The organism is Photobacterium ganghwense, assembly GCF_003025595.1.
GTDB lineage: Bacteria > Pseudomonadota > Gammaproteobacteria > Enterobacterales > Vibrionaceae > Photobacterium > Photobacterium ganghwense.
Genome location: NZ_PYMI01000005.1, coordinates 44,899 through 67,858 on the forward strand (window position 1 = coordinate 44,899; position 22,960 = coordinate 67,858).

The following is a 22,960-nucleotide window of genomic DNA, read 5'->3' on the forward strand; positions in this document are numbered from 1 at the left end:
AAAAACGTTAAGCCAGATTGGCTTCAACGTTTAACAATCAACGCTTAACAATCAACGCTTAACAATCAAGGCTCAACCCCGGTCTGGGCTACGGCTTGTCGCGGCGCCTGGCTCCTGAATCTGATACAGCTTATGCTCGTCGCAGGGCGAGTCACAATCGCACTCTTTCTCGATGCCGACGTTGGCCAAGCCGCCACAGCTCCCCTGAATCGTTTTTTTCTTCACGATCCAGCCAATTGCCATCGCCCCAATCACCACCAAAAAAATCAGTACAGTCAGCAGATAGGTCATAACTTCACACCTCCCAGACGCGTCAGTCCTGTCATGGTTGCCGCTCTTGTCATACCAATTTTAGCGGTTACTGCGCCTTTGGGTTTACCACAACCGCAGCCACAACTGCCTTTTTCCCGCTTGCAGGGACGCCCCTGAGACGACTCAGTCAGCGTCTCTTTTGGCACCTCACCATTGAGCACAGCCGCAAGCGACGAGCGGGCCGGTACGCGGATCATGGTCAATCCGGCCTGCAGCAACCTCGCCAGCGAGCGTTGTCCCACATTGCCTAAAATCAGCGTCGTCACCCCCTGCGCCAGTAAAGCCTGCTGAAGCTGCTTTTTATAGCGGCAGCCCATGGCTCGCCCTTGCGGATTCTCCAGCCGTGCGACTTCCCGGTTCTGCTCATCGACAATGACAAAAACGGCGGCTTTACCGAAGTGACCGGCAACATCTGAATGAGCGGTTAATGCTATTGCTACTGACATGGCTTATTCCTTTTCACAATGAGACGGAGTCAGCTCTAATGCCATTCCTTGTACCAGCGCTTGGGCCACTTTGTGGCGCGCTCTGGCCAGAATGTTCCCCAAGGTCTGCCGGGAAATGCCCATTTCAGTGGCAGCAGCCTGCTGTTGCAGTCCCTGCAAGTCCACTAACTTGAGCGCTTCCAGTTCATCAGCCGCCAGCGGCAAACAGGCCAGCGCCGACATCGGGACGCCATTGGGTTTAAAGCACTGGTAAGCCGGACGACAACCTATCCGGCGGGGTTTCAAAGGTCTGGGCATTGGCACTCCGTCATTAATCAACGCCATTATTATTGGCATATGCCAATAACCGGCTTTGATCTGGCGCAGGAAACCGGTTGAGAGATCAGACCTTTTTACATTTTCAGCATTTTCTTCTGTCCGGTATAAAAATCTGATAGGAATTCTATCAATCCTGTAATCGCCTGATACTGCTGCGCATAAACTCAATACCCATCTCTTTTTCCAAATTTCACGATAACTTACTAATAAAGCAGAAATATTTATAAGAAATGCAAACCAGGAACCGCCAACCCACTGTCAGAAAACTTAATTACCATTGATAATAAACAGAATAAAACTCCAATACTGACCATATATGCAACAGATTTTCAAAATGAAGATCTATTTAACTTTGTTATTATGCTGAAGCTATCACAAAAGCGTCATGCATGTTGTTTTATACTTCAGGCCGTCAAAAACATAAGGAAAGGTTGGCTAATTATGCGAATGTTCAAACGCTACGTGCCTAAAATGATTGCAAAGCACGTCAGTCGTTTATTCAGTGGAAGGATCTACATTGACGGCCGGGGCGGGTATGAATTTGACAACGGCCAGTTGCTGGTGCCGGTCAAAGCACAGCAACGTCACTACGACACCGTTAACGAAATTAACGGTGAAATCCGGCGGATGCGGGAAAATAATCAACGATAACAAAGCCGTTCCCGTAGGCAAAACAAGCCCACCTTCGGTGCAACCGGTGGGCTTTAATGACAACGCCAGACAGTCTGGCCACGGAGAGCAATACTGACAACCGGCTTAATCGTCTTCGTCGGCCACCAGATCCATGTAACTGTCAGAGTCCAGTAGATCCTCAAATTCGCTCTCGTCATCCACTTTAATCTGAAACAGCCAGCCATCCCCGTACGGATCATTATTGACCAGCTCAGGCGCCCCCTCTAATTCTTCATTGATCGCCACCACAAAGCCGGTCAGCGGGGCGTAGATATCCGACGCCGCCTTCACCGATTCTGCCACAGCGCAGTCTTCCCCGGCTTCGGTCGCCGCATCCACTTCCGGCAGCTCAACAAACACCATATCACCCAGCAGCGACTGCGCGTGATCGGTGATCCCTACGGTATAAATACCGTCCCCTTCCGGGCGGACCCACTCATGGGTATTGGTAAACTTCAGTTCAGACGGAATATAGCTCATGACGAAACTTCCTTATGAAAGCCTGCAAAGCGTCGCCTTCCGGTCGCACCGTGCAGCATCGTTAATTTCAGGTTATGAGCCTGGAGTCAGGAGTGCCCGGTCAAAAAGATCCTGCAATAAGTGACATAGACTCAATTTTTTCCTGATATTTACTGTAGGAGAAAAATCCGAAAAAGGAATACAAAAAACGGGTGGTTTTTTATACAGAAACAACCCAATAAAAAACCGCTCTCTGAGCGGTTTTTTCACGGCGTTTGTGATCTCAGGAGAGACCGCGAGGGATTAATACCTGGCCAGCTCCGGCAACTCGCCGGATAAACCCAGCGCCCGGCGCATGAATTCGTCTTTCAGCCCCGGGGCTTTGTCAGCCAGCAACATGCCCAAATCACGCACCAGTTTCTTGGCCGGATGGCTGCCGTCAAACAGGTCGCGGAAGCCCTGCATCGCAGTGATCATTTTCGCAGCTTCGGCCTTACGCCAACGTTCATACGGACGTAACTTGGCCTTTTTGCCGATGTCCTGATCCGCCAACCAAAGCTGTTTCAGCTCTTGGGCCAGACTGGCCGCATCCAGCAGGCCAAGGTTGACGCCCTGCCCCGCCAGTGGATGAATGGTGTGCGCGGCATCGCCGACCAGTGCCACTCGATCACGAACAAAGTCCCGGGCATAGCGCATTTTAAGCGGAAATGCCTGACGTTCGCCTTCAACCCGGCACAGCCCCAACTGGCCGTCAAACGCCGAAGTCAGCTCCCGATTGAATGCTTCGTCAGACAGTGTACACAAGCGCTCTGCCTCTTCCGGGGCAACTGACCAGACAATCGAGCACAGATGGCTGTCTGACAGCGGCAGGAAGGCCAGCGGGCCTTGCGGGCGGAAAATCTGTCGCGCGGTCTGCTGATGCGGTTCTTCACAGCGTATATTGGCCACAATGGCACTGTGTCCGTAATCCCAGTGAGTCAGAGGAATATCCAGTTGCTGGCGCAGCCAGGAATTAGCGCCGTCAGCCCCAACCACCAGTTTGGCCGTCAGGTGTTTGCCCGAAGCCAGCGTCAGCCATGCTTCGGTTTCCCCAAACGCGATGCTTTGACAACGCTCCGGCATCATCAGACTGACCATAGGTAATTGTTTCACCCGCTCCAGCAAAGCGAGCTGAATCACCCGGTTCTCCACGATGTGTCCCAGGTTAGGCTGTGCCAGACGGGCAGCGTCAAACGAGATACGGGCAAAGCTGTCCTGCTCCCAGACCTGCATTTTGTCATATGCCGCCATCCGGCGTCCGGCGATGCCTTCCCAGGCTCCCAGACGACGCAGAATTCGCTCACTCGCCCGACTGAGCGCAGAGACCCGCACGTCCGGCAGGGCCGACAGTTCCGGTTCAGGCTGATGCCCTTCAATGACAGCGACTCGTAATTCTGTCTCAGCCAGGGCCGCCGCCAGCGTCAGCCCGACCATTCCGCCGCCGATAATGGCAACATCCACACTCTGCATCATGGTTATCTTTCTACCTGTCCCATTGCCCGGCGAACCAGCGGGCCTTTCACTACATCCATCGCTCCCATGGCCATCAGGCCGACATTGCGACCGGCCACAAGAGGAAAACTATCATTGGCAAACAGCCCGACCAGCCCTGTGGTCATCGCCACCGTGGCATCACGATCTGCCTCCCGGCGCTGACGATAACGGCTGAGAACGGCTGCGCTCCCGGCATCCTCACCGGCAGCCACACCCGTTGCGATTTCTTCGGCCAGGCTCATGACATCACGCAGGCCGAGGTTAAAACCCTGTCCCGCGATAGGGTGCAAGGTTTGCGCGGCATTGCCCACCACGGCCACCCGGTGTGATGTCAGGCGCTCAGACTGGCGAAGCAGCAACGGATAGGCACTGCGGCGACCGGTTTTCACCAGCTCGCCCAAACGCCAGCCAAAGGCCTGTTGCAGCTGTGCCAGAAAAGTCTCGTCATCCCAGCCCATCACTTCGTCACGGGCTTCCGGGCGGATACACCACACTAGTGAACTGCGTCCTTCGGTCATCGGCAGCAGGGCCAATGGTCCTTGTGGGGTGAAGCGCTCAAACGCCCGCCCCTGATGCGGTTCGGCAGTGGTGATGTTGGCAATCACCGCAATCTGGTCAAAATCATACTCGCTGCGACCGATATTGAGCATCTCGCAACAACCGGACAACGCGCCATCCGCCGCCACCAGCAGTTTGGCCTGCAGGCTGTCGCCATTATCAAGCACCAGATCCACTGCATCCTGATGACGGGTAATGCCGGTGATCATGGCTGGGCAAAGCAAGTCCACGTTTGTCAGGTCAGCCAGCTGATGGTGAAACACCCGCCCGGCATCAGCCAGTTCAATCACATAGCCCAGCGCATCCACGGCGATATCCCGCCGATCGATCCGAACCAGTCCGGCATGGCCGCGATCCGAAACATGAATATGGTCGATCGGGGTGGCCACCGGTGCCAGCGTGTCCCAGCAGCCGATCTTTTCAAGGAGGTTCGCTGACCCCAGCGAAAGGGCGATACTTCGGGCATCATAACCCGGGTGATCCACCAGATTTGGCGCCACGGCTTCAACCACCGCGACACGGAGCTGACCGGCGGTCAGCTTGTGCAGCGCAATGGCCAGGGTTGCCCCGGCCATCGCACCGCCCGCAATGACGACATCGTACTGCTTCACATCCTGTCCCTTATGTTACTGCCCCGCCCCTCAGTGCAAGGTCGGTTTTTGCGCTGATGCGGCATCATCAGCCAGGTCGCCATTCACCGGCTCATCACTGCTCGCATCGCGGCGCTGGCTGAGGCCAATCAGGCACACCATCACACACTCCGGCACATATGCCGCAATGTTATCGAACAGCATCGCCTGCTCGTCCATATCTTCCGTATCATCAATCCCGAGCTTGGCAATTTCTTCCAGCGCTTCAATTGCTTCGGTCACATCTTCCGATAAGGCTTTCTTATCTAGTCCCATCAATCCCAGGCCGGAAATAAAATTCGTCACCCACTCACTCAGGGCTTCGGCACGCAGCATCAGATCACCATCCTGCTCCGGCAGCAACAGCGACACAGTGAGTTCGACCTCGTTCAGCTCTGCGCCTGTTGAGGTAAACAGAGTATTGAGTAAGCCACTCAGTTCATGAGCCGCAGCATCGTACACCGCACGCACCAGCGTTTTCGCGCCATCGGTCAGCGGTTCGCCCTGATTGGCATAATCGCACACCGGAGCCAGCCATTGTTCGCCGTCCAGCTCGAGACCGCCGCAGATCATCCCACTCAGCAGACCGTGAAGTTCGGCCGGGGTGGCGGTCAGCCCATGCTCTTTCAGCATTGGCTCAAGGGATTCATAGGTGGGCAATTTTACTTCGCTCATGCGTTGTTCGCCTTCATGTCATGGGTGTCAATCTTAATTGTGGTATGCTACCACTTATACGAAAGCGCAGTCACTCGGCATTTCCCGCCTCTGGGACAGGATTGCCCCAATCTGGTTAAGATCTGATTAGTTAATCACCTTTCAGGACAAAGCGTGATGCGCCAACTTGCATGTTTCTCGGGCTTTTTCTATATTGAGCCCACACGTGTATCGCAAGCGGAATGCCATGTTTATGACTGGCACGGAGCAGATGAAAAGGTTATGAGTAACCAGGCAGTAGAAATTAAGGTTTATGGTCGTGTCTTTAAAGTTAATTGTCCTTCCGGGCAAGAAGATGCGCTGCGTGCTTCGGCCGCCGACTTTGATCAGCGCCTGCATGATCTGTCTGAGCGAACGAAAATCAGCAATCTTGAGCAGCTGCTGATGTTTACCGGCCTGAATGTCTGTAACGAACTGCATAACGAACGCCATGAACAACAGCGCAATGAAGAAAAACTAACCAACAGAATCAACGAGATGGAAGATTTGTTGGAGAAAGCATTGCAATATCAGCCTGAGCGTTGATAATGAATTGACCCTGGGGTGTACGTCAGCGGATTAACGTCCCCGAGCCGATAAGCAAAAAACCAGGATCTGCTTTTATTAGCTATTGAGCATGCTCGGCATGTACCGAGAAGCCTACGGTTAATGTTGCTGATCCACCTTGAACATCTGGTTCAAGGGCCACAATTCGCAACGGCACCTTGGGGTACCTCCACATATTGTGACGAGCGTCGCGAGTCACTTTCTGTCACTCTTAACGATCGCTCTCCAACAACGTCAATGGATGACCTATGCGATCAGCAATTCACCCGGATGCTACCCGTCAGCACATTCGCCAGATTATTCGCCAGCATCGCCGGGCACTTACTCCCGACCAGCAGCAACTAGCCGCACAAGATTTACTTGAGCATTGTCAGCAGTCTGCCACCCTGCTCCACGCGCAGCACATTGCCCTCTATCTGGCCAACGACGGCGAACTCGATACCCAACCGGTCATTGACTGGCTCTGGCATCAGGGAAAATCGGTCTACCTGCCGGTCCTGCACCCCTTCAGCAAAGGCAATCTGCTGTTTTTGCACTACACCCCGGACACCCGAATGACCGCGAACCGCTACCAGATCCGAGAGCCGATGCTGGATATTCGCCTGGTGAAGCCGATTACCGAACTGGATGTGATTGCAACCCCGCTGGTCGCGTTTGACAACACCGGCCAGCGTCTGGGCATGGGCGGCGGCTACTACGACCGCACCTTAAACCGCTGGCACCAAGAGCGCCAAGGGCCCCGCCCGATAGGCCTTGCCCACGACTGCCAGCAGGTCGACACCCTGCCCGTTGAGGCCTGGGACGTGCCGTTGCCGGAGATCATCACCCCGTCTTACCATTTTCATTGGTAGTACCTGGCAACTATCACTGTCCGCTCACGCCGCGCCAGGCAAACGATTGGCTCCTCATTGTGGGACAGACGGCCCCTGGTCAAAATTTAAATCTATGTTATTAAAAGAATTATCTTTTTTCGGCGAATAACACAGCATATCGCTTGGGAGATAAGGACTGACGGCAGGCCATCATTTGGCTATAATCGTCGCTCCGCGCAACGTTTGTCATCATTAGGAGAAAAGCATGACACAAGATGAAATGAAAAAAGCTGCCGGCTGGGCTGCTCTGGAATATGTCAAAAAAGGCAGTATCGTGGGTGTCGGCACCGGTTCGACAGTTAATCACTTCATCGATGCGTTAGCGACCCGTAAAGAAGAAATTCAGGGCGCAGTATCCAGCTCCGTCGCTTCGACAGAGCGTTTGGAAAAAATCGGGATTCCTGTCTTCGATGCCAACGAAGTGTCCAGCCTGGACGTATATGTTGACGGCGCAGATGAAATCAACGGCGAGTTCGACATGATCAAAGGTGGCGGTGCCGCTCTGACCCGTGAAAAAATTGTTGCCGCGATTGCCAAGAAGTTCATCTGTATTGTCGATGACACTAAGCAGGTCGATGTGCTGGGCCAGTTCCCGCTGCCGGTTGAAGTGATTCCAATGGCCCGTTCTTTCATTGGCCGTGAGCTGGTAAAGCTGGGCGGCGATCCGGTATACCGTGAAGGTTGTGTTACCGACAACGGCAACATCATTCTGGATGTGCACAACATGCAGATCACTGACCCGAAAACGCTGGAAGACCAAATTAACGCCCTGCCGGGTGTCGTTACGGTCGGTCTGTTTGCACACCGCGGCGCTGATGTCCTGCTGGTTGGTTCTCCGGAAGGCGTGAAAACTTTCGAAAAATAAGCGATTTGGCTTTCATCTCGTTATTGAGTTTCAAAACGGCATAATATATGCCGTTTTTTCTTATCAATCCTGTAATATTCTTACCCTTCCTGCGCATTTTTTGGTAACGTAAAAGCCTGCATGTAAGCAATTGTAATTTGTGGCGCTCATGGATGGCCCGCATACAGGAAATCTGTTCCTTCCTTTTCCTGCCTCTGCCTCGCTCCCATGAGCCCCTCCCTTCGCCCCAAGTGTTGTTAAGGATGAGTATCAATGGCAAAAGTTTCACTGGATAAAGAAAAGATAAAAATTCTGCTGCTCGAAGGCATCCACCCTTCAGCAATCGAAGTGTTGCAGCAGGCTGGCTACACCAACATCGAGTACCACAAAGGCTCCCTCTCCGGAGAGGAACTGCTGACTGCCATTGAAGACGTTCACTTTATCGGGATCCGATCCCGCACTCAGCTGACTGACGAAGTTTTCGAAGCGGCGAAGAAACTGACCGCGGTAGGCTGTTTCTGTATCGGAACCAACCAAGTAGATCTGGATGCAGCGACTAAGCGCGGTATTCCGGTCTTTAACGCACCGTTCTCTAATACCCGTAGTGTCGCGGAACTGGTACTGGGTGAAATTTTGCTACTGCTACGCGGCGTGCCGGAGAAAAATGCCAAAGCTCACCGTGGTGAGTGGCTGAAATCAGCGGATAACTCTTACGAAGCACGTGGTAAGCGCCTGGGTATTATCGGCTACGGCCACATCGGTACACAGCTGGGTATTCTGGCGGAGAATCTGGGTATGCACGTGTACTACTACGACATCGAAAACAAGCTGTCGCTGGGTAATGCAACACAGGTGGCGTCCCGTACTGAACTGCTGAACATGTGTGACGTGATCAGCCTGCATGTGCCGGAAACGCACGATACTCAAAATATGATGGGGCCGGAAGAATTTGCACTGATGAAGCCGGGCTCAATCTTTATCAATGCTGCTCGCGGCACCGTTGTCGACATCGACGCGCTGTGCTCTGCGCTGGAAAGCAGCCACCTGGCTGGTGCGGCGATCGACGTCTTCCCGGTAGAGCCGAAGACCAACAACGATCCGTTCGAAACGCCACTGAGCAAATTTGACAACGTACTGCTGACGCCGCACATCGGCGGTTCCACTCAGGAAGCCCAAGCCAATATCGGTATCGAAGTTGCCGGTAAGATGGCGAAATACTCAGACAATGGTTCGACCCTGTCGGCCGTTGGCTTCCCGGAAGTATCGCTGCCTGAACACCGCAACTGCTCGCGCCTGCTGCACATTCACGAAAACCGTCCGGGTATCCTGAACCAGATCACGACGATCTTTGCTTCAGACGGCATCAACATTGCCGCGCAGTACCTGCAAACCGGGCCGGAAATCGGCTACGTGGTAATTGATGTCGAAACCGAGCGCGCAGAAGAAGCCTTAACGAAACTGAAAGCGATCGACGGCACAATCCGCGCCCGTATCCTGCACTAAGTCACTGAGACTGAGTTGCGTGACGGGGATAAACGCGACAACCAGCCCCGTCCGACAAGCGATTGAAACAAAAAAGCGAGAGGCCAGCCTCTCGCTTTTTGATTCTGTTACCTGACGACGCAGAGTCCGTCAGCCATCACTCCGTGTTTTGCATTTCAGCCCCGCTTTAGCGGCATGTCAGCAACGTAATTAATCCTGAAGCTTAAAGGTGACATCCACCTGATCGCGGATCACGATCTGAGTGTCCTGATAGCCCATGGATTTTTCCATTGCCGGAGCATCCATCGCCATGCGCATCATCACTGGACGCGGGTAGCTGGTCTGGTAGTTAATCTGCCAAACGCCATCCAGCTTCTCGCCAAATCCATCAGCCAGAGACTTGGCTTTTTCCATCGCATCTTTTACCGCAGCCTGACGCGCCTGATCTTGATACTCTTTTTCATTGCTGACTTTCAGCTCGATATTATTGATGCGATTGATGCCGTCGCCCAACGCATTGTCGAGATAGGTATTCAGCTTATCCAGTGAGTTCACGGTGACCGTGATGTAACGGCTGGCACGGTAGCCTTTCAGTTCTGGCTCTTGGTCTTTCGGATAATGGTACTGCGGCTGCAGATTAATATTGGCGCTCTGGATCTGGCTGCGATCCAGACCTTCTTTCAGCAGGCGATCCACAAATGCGGTTACCGCTTTATCTGCGGCCTCTTTGGCTGCTTTAGCTGTCGGACGCAGCTCTTCCACCGCGACAGAAAAAACGGCCATATCCGGCTGTGCCGTCACTTCACCGTGACCGGTGGTTTGTAGGTGAGGAACCGAAACGTTGGCAGATGCCACGCCGCTCAGCCCCATCAAACTCATACCCAGCATTGCAGCAACTAGTGGTTTTTTCATCGTGATTTCCTGTTCGTTTTACGAAATATATCCTTTCGACAACTCGTCACCACAAAAAATTCCCATTCTAGTGAAATTTTTTGTACATTGTTTTATTTATCATTAACGATCATCCTGCACAGCCACTATTGCGGCAGTATACGCCGGGCATACTCCGTCAGCTGCCGGGTCAGCTCGGCCAGTACCCCACTCTCCAGCGCCCAGTGATGCCAGTACATCCGTCGACTGAGCATTATCTCGGGGGTCAGGTTTACCAACACCCCCTGCGCCAGCTCCTGCTCTATCTGCACTCGGGGGATCAGGCAGAACGCAATCCCTTCCAGCGCCAGCCGCACAAAGGCCTCCGACGAACGGACGGTATGCTTCATCACACTGCCCGGCGGCAGGTTAAAATGCTGATGGACGAACTGCTCATGCATATCATCATGCTGGTCAAAGGTCACGCCGGGAGCCGCCAGCAGGCTGTCACGACTTACCCCGGCAGCAAAATACCGGGCGGCAAATTCAGGGCTGGCCACACACAGATAGTCAACCCGTCTCAGGTACTCAGCGACGCATCCCGGCAGCGGGCGGCTTTCCATACTGAGCGCCCCGACCACCTCACCGCTGCGTAGCTTATCCAGCGTTCGGGCCTCATCTTCCACCAGCAAATTCAGCTCAATGCGACGCGACTTCAGTAGAGGGCTCAGTGCCGGTAGCAGCCAGGTTGCCAGACTGTCTGCATTCGTGGCAATGGCAACCGACATCGGCTGATCGTCGGCATCGGTCGCCAACACCGGCAGTAATTCCTGCTCCAGCAAACGAACCCGGCGGTATAAGCCCAGCATTTTCTGACCGGCCGGAGTGGCTCTTGGGGGCTGTCCCCGCGCCAGCATTGGTTGAGCCATCAGTTTTTCCAGCTGTTTCACCCGTTGCGAGACCGCTGACTGGGTGATACACAAATGCTCAGCGGCCCGTTCAAACCCACGCTGGGAAATCACCGCATCCAGTGCTTCAATCCAGCGATAATCCAGTCCCCGCATTCCTTTCTCCTGTCGTTCCGGCTGGGTGGTCGACTTCAACGCAGTGTCTTCTGCGATGCTGAGTTTCTCCATTGCGGTCCAGCCTTGGCGGCAGACCTACAGGCTGACACTCTCAAGCTCAGCACACCGCCCCACTATTATTAGAAACTCTAATAATCAATAAATATTATTAGTTGTACCCAGACTATATGGCGATTGTATGCTGCCTCCATCTTTTTCACCACGCCATCACGTGGGCAAAGCCCACTCGGTGTTTGTAATAATGACAGGAATCGCAAAACAATGAGTATCTGGGTTTTACTGCAAGGATTTGGACTGGGCGCTTCGATGATCATCCCGATTGGTGCGCAAAACGCGTTTGTTCTGAATCAGGGAATCAAGCGTAACCATCATCTGACCACGGCGACGATCTGCAGTCTGCTTGATACCCTGTTCATCAGCCTGGGCATTTTCGGCGGCGGTGCCCTGCTGTCCAGCAATAAAACCCTGCTGACCTGTGTCACCATTGGCGGTATTCTGTTTCTGACTTTTTACGGCGCTTTGTCACTCAGCAGCGCGCTGCGTTCAGCATCCGCCGAGGAAGCCTCGACGCAGGTACTGGCGCGTGGTCGACGTGCCGTTATTCTCGGCGCCCTGGCTGTGACAGTGCTGAACCCGCACATGTACCTGGATACCGTGGTGATTCTCGGGTCGATTGGCGGTCAGTTTGAAGGACATGACAGAATCGCGTTTGCCCTGGGTACGATCATGGCATCTTTCGTCTGGTTCTATACCCTTTCCATCGGCGCTGCCAAGCTCGGGCCCACGCTGTCCCAACCAAAGGTCAAGCGCGGAATCGATCTGGCCGTTGCCGGTATGATGTTCTTCATTGCATTCCATCTCAGCCAGGAACTCTGGACAAAAACATTGGGGTAGTCTTTATGCAGCAGGAAATTTTAGCTTTAGGGAAAAACGTAGACACAATTTACCAGAGTAACCTGGCGCTGTTCCGCCAGACTGGGATTGCTTATCAGGCATGGGAACACGAACCGGTACTGGATTATGAGACAGATGCCAGACTGGCCGATGAGCTGGGCTGGACAGCGGCACCCACCAAAAGTCTGTTTATGAAAATGAAGGGAGGCGGCCACAGCCTGCTCCTGACACATAAAGACAGCCGCTTGGACAGTAAGCTAGTCAAACAAGCGCTGGGGAAACGGGTATCCGTGTGCACCCATGATGAAATGGCTGCCGCGATAGGTTGTGTGCCAGGTGCGGTCTGCCCGTTCGGCTTGCCCGAAGAGATTACCCTGCTGGTCGACCCGGTGCTGTATCAGCACCCTGAGCTGATGTATACCCCGGGCAAACCGGAGTTTACTTTCGCCTTTGCCAGTGCGGACCTTGATACGCTGCTGGCGGCCCTGCCGAACACAGTGATCCCGCTGCCTGAGGTGCACAGCGCATAACTCAGCCGCACAGCACCCGCCATAAAAAATGGAGCCAATCGGCTCCATTTTCTTTTTTGAATCAGTCAGTAATACCAACTCGGTGATTACTTTTCGATCTTGTTCAGGTGAACATCCATTTGTGGGAATGGGATCTCGATACCTTCTTTGTCCAGCTCTTCTTTGATCGCTTGCAAAAGGTCGAAGTACACGCCCCAGTAATCAGACGTTTTCACCCATGGACGTACCACGAAGTTAACGGAAGAGTCAGCCAGTGCTACCACACCGATGGTTGGCGCTGGGTCTTTCAGAACGCGCGCTTCAGCAGCAACCACTCGCTCCAGAACCGCTTTGGTTTTCTTCAGATCAGACTTGTACGACACACCGATCACGTAGTCGATACGGCGGGTCTCATGACGTGAGTAGTTTGTGATTGGGCCACCGATCACCGATGCGTTAGGAACCACAACCATCTTGTTGTCTGGCGTTTTCAGAACCGTAGAGAACACCTGAATGGATTCTACCGAACCAGCCACACCGCCGACTTCTACGTAGTCACCAGATTTGAACGGGCGGAAAGCAACAATCAGCACACCAGCCGCAAAGTTAGACAGAGAACCTTGCAGGGCCAGACCAACGGCCAGACCCGCGGCACCGATAACAGCAACCACAGACGCCGTTTGAACGCCAACACGGCCAAGAGCGGCAATCAGTACGATCACAAACAGCAGGTAACGAACCAGTGAATGCAGGAACTCCACCACTGCATCGTCCATCTGCTTTTTACGCAGCATGCGCGCTACGCCATTGGCGATAGTTTTAGTAATAATGTTACCGATAAACAGGATCAGCAGGGCAGATAAAAGGTTAACCCCATACTGAATCAGCAAATCCTGGTTATCAGAAATCCATGTACCAGCATTCAGCACACCATTAGTTAAATCGTTATCCGTAATCGTCTCTACGACACTATTTGCGACACTTTCACTCATACGTATCTTACTCTGCTAAATAGGTTATCTACGTGGTTCCCGTTGCGATACCACATCGTCCGGGAGCATAATTATTATCGTGCAGTACTCAGATAAATGACTTATGCAACTACCACTATAACAGTGATTTCATTGAATTGGTTAGTCATTCCCAAGTATCGCCGTGCCGCGATAATACCTGCGGGTGCAAAAAAGACCAACAAAAATATGACATAGATCACGTCATTTTTTTGACGATATAAAAAAGCCCGCGATTGCGGGCTTTTTAAATCTTTGGAGAAAGAACGACAGATTACAGTACGTCGATCGCGTTCAGGTCAGAGAACGCTTGCTCCAGACGCTTAACCATAGAAGCCTGACCAGCACGCAGCCATACGCGTGGGTCGTAGTATTTCTTGTTCGGCGCGTCTTCACCTGTTGGGTTACCGATTTGACCTTGCAGGTAATCGTGGTTATCCGCTTCGTATTTACGAACGCCGTCCCAAGTTGCCCACTGAGTATCAGTATCGATGTTCATTTTGATTACACCGTAAGAGATAGACTCACGAATTTCTTCCAGTGTAGAGCCTGAACCACCGTGGAATACGAAGTTCAGCGTGTTAGTTGGCAGACCGAATTTCTCAGAGCAGTAAGCTTGAGAGTCACGCAGGATGGTCGGAGTCAGAACAACGTTACCTGGTTTGTATACGCCGTGTACGTTACCGAAAGATGCTGCGATAGTGAAACGGTGGCTGATTGCGCTCAGTTTTTCGTAAGCGTAAGCAACGTCTTCTGGAGAAGTGTACAGCTCAGACTGATCCATGTCAGAGTTGTCTACGCCGTCTTCTTCACCACCAGTACAACCCAGTTCGATTTCCAGAGTCATGTTCATCTTCGCCATGCGCTCAAGGTACTTCGCACAGATTTCGATGTTTTCTTCCAGAGACTCTTCAGACAGGTCGATCATGTGAGAAGAGAACAGAGGCTTACCAGTTTGAGCGAAGTACTCTTCACCCGCATCCAGCAGACCGTCGATCCATGGCAGCAGTTTCTTCGCTGCGTGGTCAGTGTGCAGAATAACAGGCACACCGTAAGATTCAGCGATAGCGTGTACGTATTTCGCGCCAGCAACCGCACCTTTGATTTGTGCTTCCTGACCTTCTAGTTTCAGACCTTTACCAGCGAAGAATGCAGCACCGCCGTTAGAGAACTGAACGATAACTGGAGCTTTAACGTTCGCAGCCGCTTCCAGTACAGCGTTGATAGAGTCAGTGTTAACTACGTTTACCGCTGGAAGTGCAAACTGGTTTTCTTTTGCAACTTCAAATACTTTCTGTACGTCGTCGCCAGAAATCACACCAGGTTTTACGAAATCGAAGATCTTAGACATAACAATAGTCCTATTTGCCTTGTTGTCTGTATAAATGGAAATCTTTGCAATCGTTTGCTACCGCCGTATTCTACAAAAACGGCACCTTGTTAACAAACAATTAAAGCGCGGGAGCCATACGCTCCCGCCCTGTTTGATTAAGCTTTAGCACGCTCTTCCAGCATAGCAACTGCTGGTAGTTTTTTGCCTTCAACGAACTCAAGGAACGCACCACCACCAGTAGAGATGTAAGATACGTCAGCTTTGATGCCGAATTTGTCGATGGCAGCCAGCGTATCACCGCCACCTGCAACAGAGAAACCGTCAGACGCGGCAATCGCTTCAGAGATGCCTTTCGTACCCGCTTCGAAATTCTTGAACTCGAAAACGCCAACCGGACCATTCCACAGGATAGTTTTCGCGTCTTTCAGGATTTTCGCCAGCGCTTCTGTTGATTCAGGGCCCAGGTCGAAGATCATGTCGTCGTCTTGTACTTCAGAAACGTGTTTGATTTCTGCTTCCGCATTCTCGTCGAAGGCTTTTGCACATGCCACGTCAGTAGCAACCGGAATTGCACACTCATCCATCAGTTTCTTCGCTGTATCAACCAGATCAGCTTCGTACAGAGACTTACCTACATTGTAGCCAGCCGCCGCAATAAAGGTGTTAGCGATACCGCCACCCACAACCAGTTGGTCAGCAATTTTAGACAGTGACTCAAGTACTGTCAGTTTAGTCGAAACTTTAGAACCACCAACGATAGCGACCATCGGACGAGCCGGTTTGTCCATCGCTTTACCCAGCGCTTCCAGTTCGTTAGCCAGCAGAGGACCCGCACAAGCAACCGGTGCGTGCATACCTACACCGTGAGTAGAGGCTTGTGCGCGGTGAGCTGTACCGAATGCATCCATCACGAATACGTCACACAGTGCCGCATATTTCTTAGACAGTTCTTCTTCGTTTTTCTTTTCGCCTTTGTTAAAGCGAACGTTTTCCAGAACAACCAGTTCACCAGCATTCAGTTCCACGCCGTCCAGGTAGTCTTTTACCAGCTTCACTTCGCAATCCAGAGCGTCGTTCAGGTAGTTCACTACTGGTTGTAGAGAGAACTCGTCAGCGTATTCGCCTTCAGTCGGACGACCCAGGTGAGAAGTAACCATTACTTTGGCACCCGCTTCCAGGCAGTGCTTGATCGTTGGCAGAGATGCCAGGATACGCGCATCTGAAGTTACTTTACCGTCTTTTACTGGCACGTTCAGGTCCGCACGAATGAATACGCGTTTACCTGCAAGGTCCAGATCAGTCATCTTGATTACAGACATGGTTTGTCCTCTCAACAGTGATTAATTTAAAGTCAAAGTTTTTGTCGGCCCGGCGTCACTGCCAGGCCCGCTAATTCTTACTGCTCAGTTGTGTTACAGGCAGCACGGCTGTCATCAACCGCCTGCATTGCCAACGCGGTATCAAGCATCCGGTTGGCAAATCCCCATTCATTATCGCACCAGATCAGCAACTTGATTAAATGCTGGTTACTGACCCGGGTTTGCGTCCCGTCAACGATCGCACTGTGTGGATCGTGGTTGAAGTCAATGGAGACAAGGGGCGCTTCGGTATAGTCCACAATACCGTCTAATGTACAACGAGACGCTTCTGCCAGTGATTGATTTACGTCATTAACTTTCACATTTGTTTTCACGGTGACACTTAAATCCATCGCTGTGACGTTAATTGTTGGTACACGCACAGAAATAGCTTCAAATTTGTCAGAAAATTCCGGAAAGATACGACCGATACCCAGATGAAGTTTAGTATCAACGGGGATAATTGACTGGCTGGCAGCTCGGGTACGACGTAAGTCGGTGTGGTAGGCGTCAATGACCTGCTGGTCATTCATCGCCGAGTGAATGGTGGTAATGGTGCCGGACTCAATGCCAAAGGCTTCATCCAGCACTTTAATAACCGGGACAATACAGTTGGTGGTACAGGAACCGTTGGACACAATCAGGTCGTCGGCGGTCAGGGTCTGGTGGTTAACACCGTATATGATTGTATTGTCGATGTCGTTTGCAGCAGGGTGGGAAAACAGGACTTTTCTCGCGCCGGCTTTGATATGGGCTTCGCCGTCGCTTCGGGAGCCAAAGATGCCGGTACAGTCCAGCACGATATCAATGGCTAAGTCTTTCCAAGGCAGCAAGTGGATGTCGCTTTGGTGCAGGATACGGATTTGATCCTGATTATCCGCCCCGCCGATGAACAGATGCTCCTGGTCATGGTTGACAGACTTATGGAAGCGGCCATGGCTGGTGTCATACTGCAGCAGATGAGCCATGGCTTCAGGCTCAGCTAACTCGTTGACTGCCACGACTTGAATGTGGTGGTGTTTGCCGCTTTCATACAGGGCGCGAAGCACACTGCGTCCGATACGGCCAAATCCATTAATTGCGACTCTTAGTGTCATATCCGTGCTACAAAATTATTAAGCGGGGTTAGTGTATACCAAGCGATTGTGAGAATCACGATAATTGTGAAGGGCATCACCCTGACTTACAAACCCAAAATAAAACAAAACGTTAAGATAATTCCCACGCTTGGCGTGATGATTTTTTCAACACAACCCCCTGTGAGTGAGATCTCAATTCATATAAAAAAAGACCTCGTGAAGAGGTCTTTTTTTTCATCCTTCGAAATAAATACTGTAGCCCTTAAGCCACCGTATATTTACCCGCTAAATTACGCCAGTAGCTCTTTCGCTGTGCTGACGACATTCTCAGTGGTAAAGCCGAACATTTCGAACAGTTGGCCAGCCGGTGCAGATTCACCGAAGCTGGTCATGCCGATGATGCGGCCGTCGAAACCGACGTACTTGTACCAGAAATCTGCGATACCCGCTTCGATAGCGATACGTGCTGTCACGTCAGATGGCAGCACTGCTTCGCGATATGCCGCGTCTTGCTTGTCGAACGTGTCAGTCGATGGCATAGAGACCACGCGAACCAGCTTGCCTTCGGCAGTCAGTTCCGCTGCTGCGTTCACAGCCAGCTCCACTTCAGAGCCGGTCGCGATCAGGATCAGCTCAGGTTTGCCGGCACAATCTTTCAGGATGTAACCACCCTTCGCGATGTCAGCCACCTGAACCTCAGAGCGCTCTTGCTGCGCCAGGTTCTGACGCGAGAAGATCAGCGCTGATGGCGCGTCTTTACGCTCGATAGCCAGTTTCCAGGCAACCGCAGACTCAACCTGGTCACACGGACGCCACGTGCTCATGTTCGGCGTCAGGCGCAGAGACGCCATTTGCTCAACCGGCTGGTGCGTCGGACCGTCTTCACCCAGACCGATAGAGTCGTGCGTATACACTTGGATGTTCTGAATTTTCATCAGAGCGGCCATGCGCATTGCGTTACGGGCGTATTCCATGAACATCAGGAAGGTGGCACCGTAAGGCACGAAACCGCCGTGCAGGGCGATACCGTTGATGATCGCAGTCATGCCGAATTCACGTACACCGTAATGGATGTAGTTACCCGAGAAGTCACCCGCTTCCAGAGACTTCGAGCCAGACCACATGGTCAGGTTAGACGGTGCCAAGTCAGCTGAGCCGCCCATGAATTCCGGCAGCAGTTTACCGAACGCTTCCAGCGCGTTTTGAGACGCTTTACGGGATGCGATGTTCGCTGGGTTGGCTTGCAGCTCAGCAATAATTGCGCTGGTTGCTTCTTCCCAGTTCGCTGGCAGCTCACCGTTGACACGGCGCTTGTACTCAGCAGCCAGCTCAGGGTAAGCCGCTTGGTACGCCGCGAACTTGTCGTTCCAGGTCGCTTCTTTGGCAGCGCCCGCTTCTTTTGCATCCCACTCAGCGTAGATGTCTGCCGGGATTTCAAACGGACCGTGGTTCCAGCCCAGGAATTCACGGGCAGCCGCGATTTCGTCGTGGCCCAGTGGTGCACCGTGACAGTCGTGTGAGCCTGCTTTGTTTGGTGAACCGAAACCGATGATGGTCTTAGTACAAATCAGGGTTGGACGAGGGTCGGCTTTCGCCGCTTCGATTGCCGCGTTGATCGCGTCAGAATCGTGACCGTCAACCGCTGGAATAACGTGCCAGCCGTATGCTTCAAAACGTTTTGGTGTGTCGTCGGAGAACCAGCCTTCCACGTGACCGTCGATAGAAATGCCGTTGTCATCCCAGAATGCGATCAGTTTGCCCAGGCCCAGAGTACCGGCCAGTGAGCACGCTTCGTGAGAGATGCCTTCCATCAGACAGCCGTCGCCCATGAACACGTAGGTGAAGTGGTCAACGATGTCGTGGCCGTCTTTGTTGAACTGCGCAGCCAGTGCTTTTTCCGCAATCGCCATACCTACGGCATTGGTGATGCCCTGACCCAGCGGACCAGTCGTCGTTTCGATACCCGGTGCGTAACCGTACTCAGGGTGACCCGGGGTTTTCGAGTGCAGCTGACGGAAGTTTTTCAGATCATCGATAGACAGATCGTAACCGGTCAGGTGAAGCAGAGAGTAAATCAGCATCGAGCCGTGGCCGTTCGACAGGACGAAACGGTCGCGATCAGCCCACTGAGGGTTCTGAGGGTTGTGGTTCAGGTGGCCACGCCACAGGACTTCAGCAATATCAGCCATCCCCATTGGGGCACCTGGGTGGCCAGAGTTAGCTTGTTGCACACCATCCATACTCAGGGCGCGGATTGCATTGGCAAGTTCTTTACGAGAAGACATGTCTGCTCCAGAAATTCGTAGACGTTATGATGGAGTAGCCTGATTTTAGGGTAACCAGACTAACCGGTATTCGGCGGGCATGTATTGTCGCAAAGTCTGGCGGCTATCTGCAAACGATTTCCTGCCAAAATAAACACGAATATCAACAAAATGGGCGATACTAATGGCCAACCACCTGTAATTTCACCCTAAACACGGAAACGTTTGCCTGAGAATAAACGCAAACCCATACCCTTCGTATTGTTGATTTTCTACGGCGAGCAGAGGTATCATAGACGTCTAGACGGAGGTAGCTCTATACATACGAACGTACATCCTTATACGATGTCAATCTCCAACCTGCGGTATAGAGCCCAACATCATCCATTTTTAACATTACTTTGTGGGAGCGCTCATGGCGAAGCACCTGTTTACTTCTGAGTCTGTGTCAGAAGGCCATCCAGATAAAATTGCCGATCAGATTTCGGATGCAGTATTGGATGCGATCTTAGAACAAGATCCAAAAGCACGTGTTGCGTGTGAGACTTACGTAAAAACCGGCATGGTAATGGTTGGTGGTGAAATCACAACGTCTGCTTGGGTTGATATCGAAGAACTGACCCGTGATACCGTACGTGAAATCGGCTACGTTCACTCTGACATGGGCTTCGATGCAAACTCATGTGCCGTTCTGAGCGCAATCGGCAAACAGTCTCCGGATATCAACCAGGGTGTTGACCGTGAAGACCCACGTGAACTGGGTGCTGGCGACCAGGGCATCATGTTTGGCTATGCCTGTAACGAAACTGACGTGCTGATGCCAGCACCGGTTACTTACGCCCACCGTCTGGTAGAGCGTCAGGCGAAAGTGCGTAAAAACGGCGCCCTGCCATGGCTTCGTCCGGATGCAAAAAGCCAAGTCACTTTTGCCTACGACCAAGGCAAAATCGTGGGTATCGATGCCGTTGTTCTGTCAACTCAACACTGTGACAGCATCGAACTGCCAGTGCTGCAGGAAGCGGTGATGGAAGAAATCATCAAGCCGGTTCTGCCAAGCGAGTGGCTGACGAAAGACACCAAATACTTCATTAACCCAACCGGCCGTTTCGTTATCGGTGGTCCAATGGGTGACTGTGGTCTGACTGGTCGTAAGATCATCGTTGATACCTACGGCGGTGCAGCTCGTCACGGTGGCGGCGCATTCTCTGGTAAAGATCCATCGAAAGTTGACCGTTCTGCAGCTTACGCGGCTCGTTATGTGGCGAAGAACATCGTTGCGGCCGGCATGGCTGACCGTTGTGAAATCCAGCTGTCTTACGCTATCGGTGTCGCTGATCCAACGTCGATCATGGTCGAAACGTTCGGTACTGAGAAAGTGGCTCACGACATCATCGTTGAAGCAGTACGTCAACACTTCGACCTGCGCCCATACGGTCTGATCGAAATGCTGGATTTGCTGAAGCCAATGTACAAGAAAACGGCGGCTTACGGCCACTTCGGTCGTGAAGAATTCCCATGGGAAAAAACTGACAAAGCTGAGATGCTGCGCGAGTTCGCAAACATCAAATAAGCATGTCACTCCGGAGCCAGCAGTCTCCGATACAGAAAAGATACAAAAAGGAAGCTTAGGCTTCCTTTTTTGTTATCCTCTCCCCTATACTCCCGCGCAGATTCGTTAACTCACACCGCCTAATAGCCCATTGTTATGACCCCATTACAGCAAACGGTGATCGCCAAGGTCGAGTCCTGTATCCATCAGGCCAACCGGCACCTTAACCAGCATTTCCCCCTGCCCGTCGTCAATTTCAAACAACGGGGGAAAATCGCAGGAAGTGCGCGGTTACAGGGTTGGGAAGTCAGGTTTAACCCTGTGCTGTTGGCTGAAAATCCGCAGACTTTTCTTGATGAAGTCGTTCCGCACGAAGTGGCTCATCTGGTGGTCTTTAAGCTGTTTGGCCGGGTCCGTCCGCATGGCCGGGAATGGCAAGGCGTCATGCACAACGTGTTTGGCGTTGCCCCCCGCACCACACACAGCTTTGATATTTCTTCCGTGCAGGGGCAGACTTTTGTCTACCGCTGTCAGTGTAGTGAGCACCAGATGACCGTTCGCCGCCACAACAAAATCGTCCGCGGTCAGGCGGTATATCACTGTCGCCGATGCGGCAGCCAACTGCGCCTGAGCTGAAAAGTTGTCGTTATCACTCCTGGTGTCAAAAGCCGTCTGTGACAGCATTGAGCTATCCCTTCCGGTTATTCCGTAATTCCGATAAGCGTAGGTATACAAACCACCGCGGATGTTCTGCCACTCAGCCCCCCTGCTGCTATTGCTATTGCTATTGCTATTGCTATTGCTATTGCCGAATGTAAATAACACAAAACTTACTGTGAAGTAGTTCCAAAAAATCAGCCAGATGATAGGCTTGTCGCCCTCATTTTCAGAATAAGGAAAGGCATGCGTCGTCCCTCTCCCTGGCTGCTGATCAGCCTGCTTGCGCCAGTTTCCGCACTGGCAGCCCATCCAACCTCATTCAGCCAAGCCAAAAAACTGGCTATCGGCATTTATCAGGATCATCCGGTCAGCTTTTACTGCGGCTGTGACATCACCTGGCAGGGCAAAAAAGGGATTCCGGATCTAGCCAGCTGCGGCTATGAAGTCCGCAAACAACCCAACCGGGCAAACCGTATCGAATGGGAACACGTGGTACCGGCCTGGCAATTTGGCCACCAGCTTCAGTGCTGGCAAGAAGGCGGCCGCAAAGCCTGCCAGAGCAGCGCCCAGTTCCGCCGGATGGAAGCCGATCTGCATAACCTGACTCCGGCAATCGGCGAAGTGAACGGTGACCGTTCCAACTTCAGCTTTATGCCCTGGAACGGTACCAACGGCGCCAATTACGGCCAGTGTGAGATGAAGGTGGACTTCAGCCAGAAACGAGCCGATCCACCACCAGCCAGCCGGGGGCCGATTGCCCGCACTTATCTCTATATGAGTGACACCTACCCGTTCCGTCTGTCCCGCCAGCAGCGCCAGTTGATGGAAGCCTGGAACCGACAGTACGCCGTGACCGAATGGGAATGTGAACGCGACCGTCGAATTGCCAAAATCCAGAGTAACCACAACCCTTACGTTCAGCCGTTGTGTCAGGCAAAAGGACTGTAACCGCCCGCTCCGCCAG

General features: G+C 52.5%; 24 protein-coding genes and 1 other RNA gene. 11 read left to right on the forward strand and 14 right to left on the reverse strand.

Features of this window, described 5'->3' with window-relative positions; all coding sequences use genetic code 11:
* Positions 1-72 precede the first annotated feature (72 nt).
* From nqrM to C9I92_RS18070, 3 genes are read right to left on the reverse strand one after another with little or no spacing between them, the layout of a single operon-like run.
* Positions 73-291 (reverse strand): (Na+)-NQR maturation NqrM, encoded by a 219-nt coding sequence (gene nqrM, locus C9I92_RS18060; RefSeq protein ID WP_047886839.1) that lies wholly within the window; start codon positions 289-291, stop codon positions 73-75.
* Positions 288-758, reverse strand: coding sequence for a NifB/NifX family molybdenum-iron cluster-binding protein (locus tag C9I92_RS18065; protein WP_047886838.1), 471 nt, complete (start codon positions 756-758; stop codon positions 288-290). The genes nqrM and C9I92_RS18065 overlap by 4 nt, the downstream gene beginning before the upstream one ends.
* A 3-nt stretch (positions 759-761) precedes the next feature.
* Entirely contained in the window at positions 762-1,055 is a 294-nt protein-coding gene (locus C9I92_RS18070; protein WP_047886837.1) for a DUF134 domain-containing protein, read from the reverse strand.
* A gap of 462 nt (positions 1,056-1,517) precedes the next feature.
* Between C9I92_RS18070 and C9I92_RS18075 the strand changes: the two genes are divergently transcribed.
* Positions 1,518-1,727: a DUF1107 domain-containing protein gene (locus C9I92_RS18075; RefSeq protein ID WP_047886836.1), complete on the forward strand. Its 210-nt coding sequence runs from the start codon at positions 1,518-1,520 to the stop codon at positions 1,725-1,727.
* 105 nt (positions 1,728-1,832) lie between these two features.
* Here the strand turns inward: C9I92_RS18075 and gcvH are convergent, their stop codons facing one another.
* The 4 genes from gcvH to C9I92_RS18095 all read right to left on the reverse strand — a co-directional run bounded on the left by gcvH (position 1,833) and on the right by C9I92_RS18095 (position 5,602).
* Positions 1,833-2,228, reverse strand: coding sequence for a glycine cleavage system protein GcvH (gene gcvH, locus C9I92_RS18080; RefSeq protein ID WP_047886835.1), 396 nt, complete (start codon positions 2,226-2,228; stop codon positions 1,833-1,835).
* 282 nt (positions 2,229-2,510) lie between these two features.
* Positions 2,511-3,719, reverse strand: coding sequence for an FAD-dependent 2-octaprenylphenol hydroxylase (locus C9I92_RS18085; RefSeq protein WP_207103473.1), 1,209 nt, complete (start codon positions 3,717-3,719; stop codon positions 2,511-2,513).
* A 2-nt stretch (positions 3,720-3,721) separates the two neighbouring features.
* Entirely contained in the window at positions 3,722-4,909 is a 1,188-nt protein-coding gene (gene ubiH / locus C9I92_RS18090; RefSeq protein ID WP_084712668.1) for a 2-octaprenyl-6-methoxyphenyl hydroxylase, read from the reverse strand.
* A gap of 30 nt (positions 4,910-4,939) precedes the next feature.
* On the reverse strand, positions 4,940-5,602 hold the full coding sequence (locus C9I92_RS18095; protein WP_047886834.1) for a UPF0149 family protein: 663 nt from the start codon (positions 5,600-5,602) through the stop codon (positions 4,940-4,942).
* Positions 5,603-5,863: 261 nt separating this feature from the next.
* Between C9I92_RS18095 and zapA the strand changes: the two genes are divergently transcribed.
* The 5 genes from zapA to serA all read left to right on the forward strand — a co-directional run bounded on the left by zapA (position 5,864) and on the right by serA (position 9,406).
* On the forward strand, positions 5,864-6,166 hold the full coding sequence (zapA, locus tag C9I92_RS18100; protein WP_047886904.1) for a cell division protein ZapA: 303 nt from the start codon (positions 5,864-5,866) through the stop codon (positions 6,164-6,166).
* Positions 6,167-6,173: 7 nt separating this feature from the next.
* A non-coding RNA gene (gene ssrS, locus C9I92_RS18105) (6S RNA) lies at positions 6,174-6,356 on the forward strand.
* 79 nt (positions 6,357-6,435) lie between these two features.
* On the forward strand, positions 6,436-7,038 hold the full coding sequence (locus C9I92_RS18110) for a 5-formyltetrahydrofolate cyclo-ligase (protein WP_047886833.1): 603 nt from the start codon (positions 6,436-6,438) through the stop codon (positions 7,036-7,038).
* A gap of 226 nt (positions 7,039-7,264) precedes the next feature.
* Complete coding sequence (rpiA, locus tag C9I92_RS18115; protein WP_047886832.1) at positions 7,265-7,924, forward strand: ribose-5-phosphate isomerase RpiA; 660 nt, start codon at positions 7,265-7,267, stop codon at positions 7,922-7,924.
* A 252-nt stretch (positions 7,925-8,176) separates the two neighbouring features.
* Positions 8,177-9,406: a phosphoglycerate dehydrogenase gene (serA, locus tag C9I92_RS18120; RefSeq protein WP_047886831.1), complete on the forward strand. Its 1,230-nt coding sequence runs from the start codon at positions 8,177-8,179 to the stop codon at positions 9,404-9,406.
* A gap of 189 nt (positions 9,407-9,595) precedes the next feature.
* Here serA and C9I92_RS18125 read toward each other — a convergent pair whose 3' ends face one another.
* A complete protein-coding gene (locus C9I92_RS18125) occupies positions 9,596-10,297 on the reverse strand; it encodes an oxidative stress defense protein (protein WP_047886830.1) in 702 nt (233 codons plus the stop codon).
* Between the two features lie 125 nt (positions 10,298-10,422).
* On the reverse strand, positions 10,423-11,319 hold the full coding sequence (locus C9I92_RS18130; protein ID WP_047886903.1) for a LysR family transcriptional regulator ArgP: 897 nt from the start codon (positions 11,317-11,319) through the stop codon (positions 10,423-10,425).
* A gap of 282 nt (positions 11,320-11,601) precedes the next feature.
* Between C9I92_RS18130 and C9I92_RS18135 the strand changes: the two genes are divergently transcribed.
* Positions 11,602-12,234: a LysE/ArgO family amino acid transporter gene (locus tag C9I92_RS18135; RefSeq protein ID WP_047886829.1), complete on the forward strand. Its 633-nt coding sequence runs from the start codon at positions 11,602-11,604 to the stop codon at positions 12,232-12,234.
* A 5-nt stretch (positions 12,235-12,239) separates the two neighbouring features.
* A complete protein-coding gene (locus C9I92_RS18140; protein WP_047886828.1) occupies positions 12,240-12,764 on the forward strand; it encodes a YbaK/EbsC family protein in 525 nt (174 codons plus the stop codon).
* 86 nt (positions 12,765-12,850) lie between these two features.
* Here C9I92_RS18140 and mscS read toward each other — a convergent pair whose 3' ends face one another.
* The 5 genes from mscS to tkt all read right to left on the reverse strand — a co-directional run bounded on the left by mscS (position 12,851) and on the right by tkt (position 19,808).
* On the reverse strand, positions 12,851-13,735 hold the full coding sequence (gene mscS, locus C9I92_RS18145; protein WP_047886827.1) for a small-conductance mechanosensitive channel MscS: 885 nt from the start codon (positions 13,733-13,735) through the stop codon (positions 12,851-12,853).
* Positions 13,736-14,027: 292 nt separating this feature from the next.
* Positions 14,028-15,104: a class II fructose-bisphosphate aldolase gene (gene fbaA, locus C9I92_RS18150; protein WP_047886826.1), complete on the reverse strand. Its 1,077-nt coding sequence runs from the start codon at positions 15,102-15,104 to the stop codon at positions 14,028-14,030.
* 137 nt (positions 15,105-15,241) lie between these two features.
* Positions 15,242-16,405 (reverse strand): phosphoglycerate kinase, encoded by a 1,164-nt coding sequence (locus tag C9I92_RS18155; RefSeq protein WP_047886825.1) that lies wholly within the window; start codon positions 16,403-16,405, stop codon positions 15,242-15,244.
* Positions 16,406-16,482: 77 nt separating this feature from the next.
* Positions 16,483-17,541: an erythrose-4-phosphate dehydrogenase gene (gene epd, locus C9I92_RS18160; protein WP_047886824.1), complete on the reverse strand. Its 1,059-nt coding sequence runs from the start codon at positions 17,539-17,541 to the stop codon at positions 16,483-16,485.
* A 272-nt stretch (positions 17,542-17,813) separates the two neighbouring features.
* Entirely contained in the window at positions 17,814-19,808 is a 1,995-nt protein-coding gene (tkt, locus tag C9I92_RS18165) for a transketolase (protein ID WP_107193909.1), read from the reverse strand.
* A gap of 394 nt (positions 19,809-20,202) precedes the next feature.
* On the opposite strand from tkt, the gene metK reads away from it, so the two are divergent.
* From metK to endA, 3 genes are all read left to right on the forward strand, one after another.
* Complete coding sequence (metK, locus tag C9I92_RS18170) at positions 20,203-21,357, forward strand: methionine adenosyltransferase (protein WP_047887435.1); 1,155 nt, start codon at positions 20,203-20,205, stop codon at positions 21,355-21,357.
* Positions 21,358-21,492: 135 nt separating this feature from the next.
* A complete protein-coding gene (locus C9I92_RS18175; protein ID WP_084712689.1) occupies positions 21,493-21,972 on the forward strand; it encodes a SprT family zinc-dependent metalloprotease in 480 nt (159 codons plus the stop codon).
* Positions 21,973-22,239: 267 nt separating this feature from the next.
* Complete coding sequence (endA, locus tag C9I92_RS18180) at positions 22,240-22,944, forward strand: deoxyribonuclease I (RefSeq protein ID WP_047887437.1); 705 nt, start codon at positions 22,240-22,242, stop codon at positions 22,942-22,944.
* Positions 22,945-22,960 lie beyond the last annotated feature (16 nt).

Coding starts and splice junctions, on each gene's coding strand:
- C9I92_RS18065 (WP_047886838.1), bottom strand. CDS start 758: ATGTCAGTAGCAATAGCATTAACCGCTCATTCAGATGTTGCCGGTCAC.
- C9I92_RS18085 (WP_207103473.1), bottom strand. CDS start 3,719: ATGATGCAGAGTGTGGATGTTGCCATTATCGGCGGCGGAATGGTCGGG.
- metK (WP_047887435.1), top strand. CDS start 20,203: ATGGCGAAGCACCTGTTTACTTCTGAGTCTGTGTCAGAAGGCCATCCA.
- C9I92_RS18075 (WP_047886836.1), top strand. CDS start 1,518: ATGCGAATGTTCAAACGCTACGTGCCTAAAATGATTGCAAAGCACGTC.
- C9I92_RS18155 (WP_047886825.1), bottom strand. CDS start 16,405: ATGTCTGTAATCAAGATGACTGATCTGGACCTTGCAGGTAAACGCGTA.
- rpiA (WP_047886832.1), top strand. CDS start 7,265: ATGACACAAGATGAAATGAAAAAAGCTGCCGGCTGGGCTGCTCTGGAA.
- C9I92_RS18140 (WP_047886828.1), top strand. CDS start 12,240: ATGCAGCAGGAAATTTTAGCTTTAGGGAAAAACGTAGACACAATTTAC.
- gcvH (WP_047886835.1), bottom strand. CDS start 2,228: ATGAGCTATATTCCGTCTGAACTGAAGTTTACCAATACCCATGAGTGG.
- C9I92_RS18135 (WP_047886829.1), top strand. CDS start 11,602: ATGAGTATCTGGGTTTTACTGCAAGGATTTGGACTGGGCGCTTCGATG.
- C9I92_RS18070 (WP_047886837.1), bottom strand. CDS start 1,055: ATGCCCAGACCTTTGAAACCCCGCCGGATAGGTTGTCGTCCGGCTTAC.
- C9I92_RS18175 (WP_084712689.1), top strand. CDS start 21,493: ATGACCCCATTACAGCAAACGGTGATCGCCAAGGTCGAGTCCTGTATC.
- C9I92_RS18110 (WP_047886833.1), top strand. CDS start 6,436: ATGCGATCAGCAATTCACCCGGATGCTACCCGTCAGCACATTCGCCAG.
- serA (WP_047886831.1), top strand. CDS start 8,177: ATGGCAAAAGTTTCACTGGATAAAGAAAAGATAAAAATTCTGCTGCTC.
- C9I92_RS18125 (WP_047886830.1), bottom strand. CDS start 10,297: ATGAAAAAACCACTAGTTGCTGCAATGCTGGGTATGAGTTTGATGGGG.
- mscS (WP_047886827.1), bottom strand. CDS start 13,735: ATGAGTGAAAGTGTCGCAAATAGTGTCGTAGAGACGATTACGGATAAC.
- epd (WP_047886824.1), bottom strand. CDS start 17,541: ATGACACTAAGAGTCGCAATTAATGGATTTGGCCGTATCGGACGCAGT.
- nqrM (WP_047886839.1), bottom strand. CDS start 291: ATGACCTATCTGCTGACTGTACTGATTTTTTTGGTGGTGATTGGGGCG.
- zapA (WP_047886904.1), top strand. CDS start 5,864: ATGAGTAACCAGGCAGTAGAAATTAAGGTTTATGGTCGTGTCTTTAAA.
- tkt (WP_107193909.1), bottom strand. CDS start 19,808: ATGTCTTCTCGTAAAGAACTTGCCAATGCAATCCGCGCCCTGAGTATG.
- C9I92_RS18130 (WP_047886903.1), bottom strand. CDS start 11,319: ATGCGGGGACTGGATTATCGCTGGATTGAAGCACTGGATGCGGTGATT.
- fbaA (WP_047886826.1), bottom strand. CDS start 15,104: ATGTCTAAGATCTTCGATTTCGTAAAACCTGGTGTGATTTCTGGCGAC.
- endA (WP_047887437.1), top strand. CDS start 22,240: ATGCGTCGTCCCTCTCCCTGGCTGCTGATCAGCCTGCTTGCGCCAGTT.
- C9I92_RS18095 (WP_047886834.1), bottom strand. CDS start 5,602: ATGAGCGAAGTAAAATTGCCCACCTATGAATCCCTTGAGCCAATGCTG.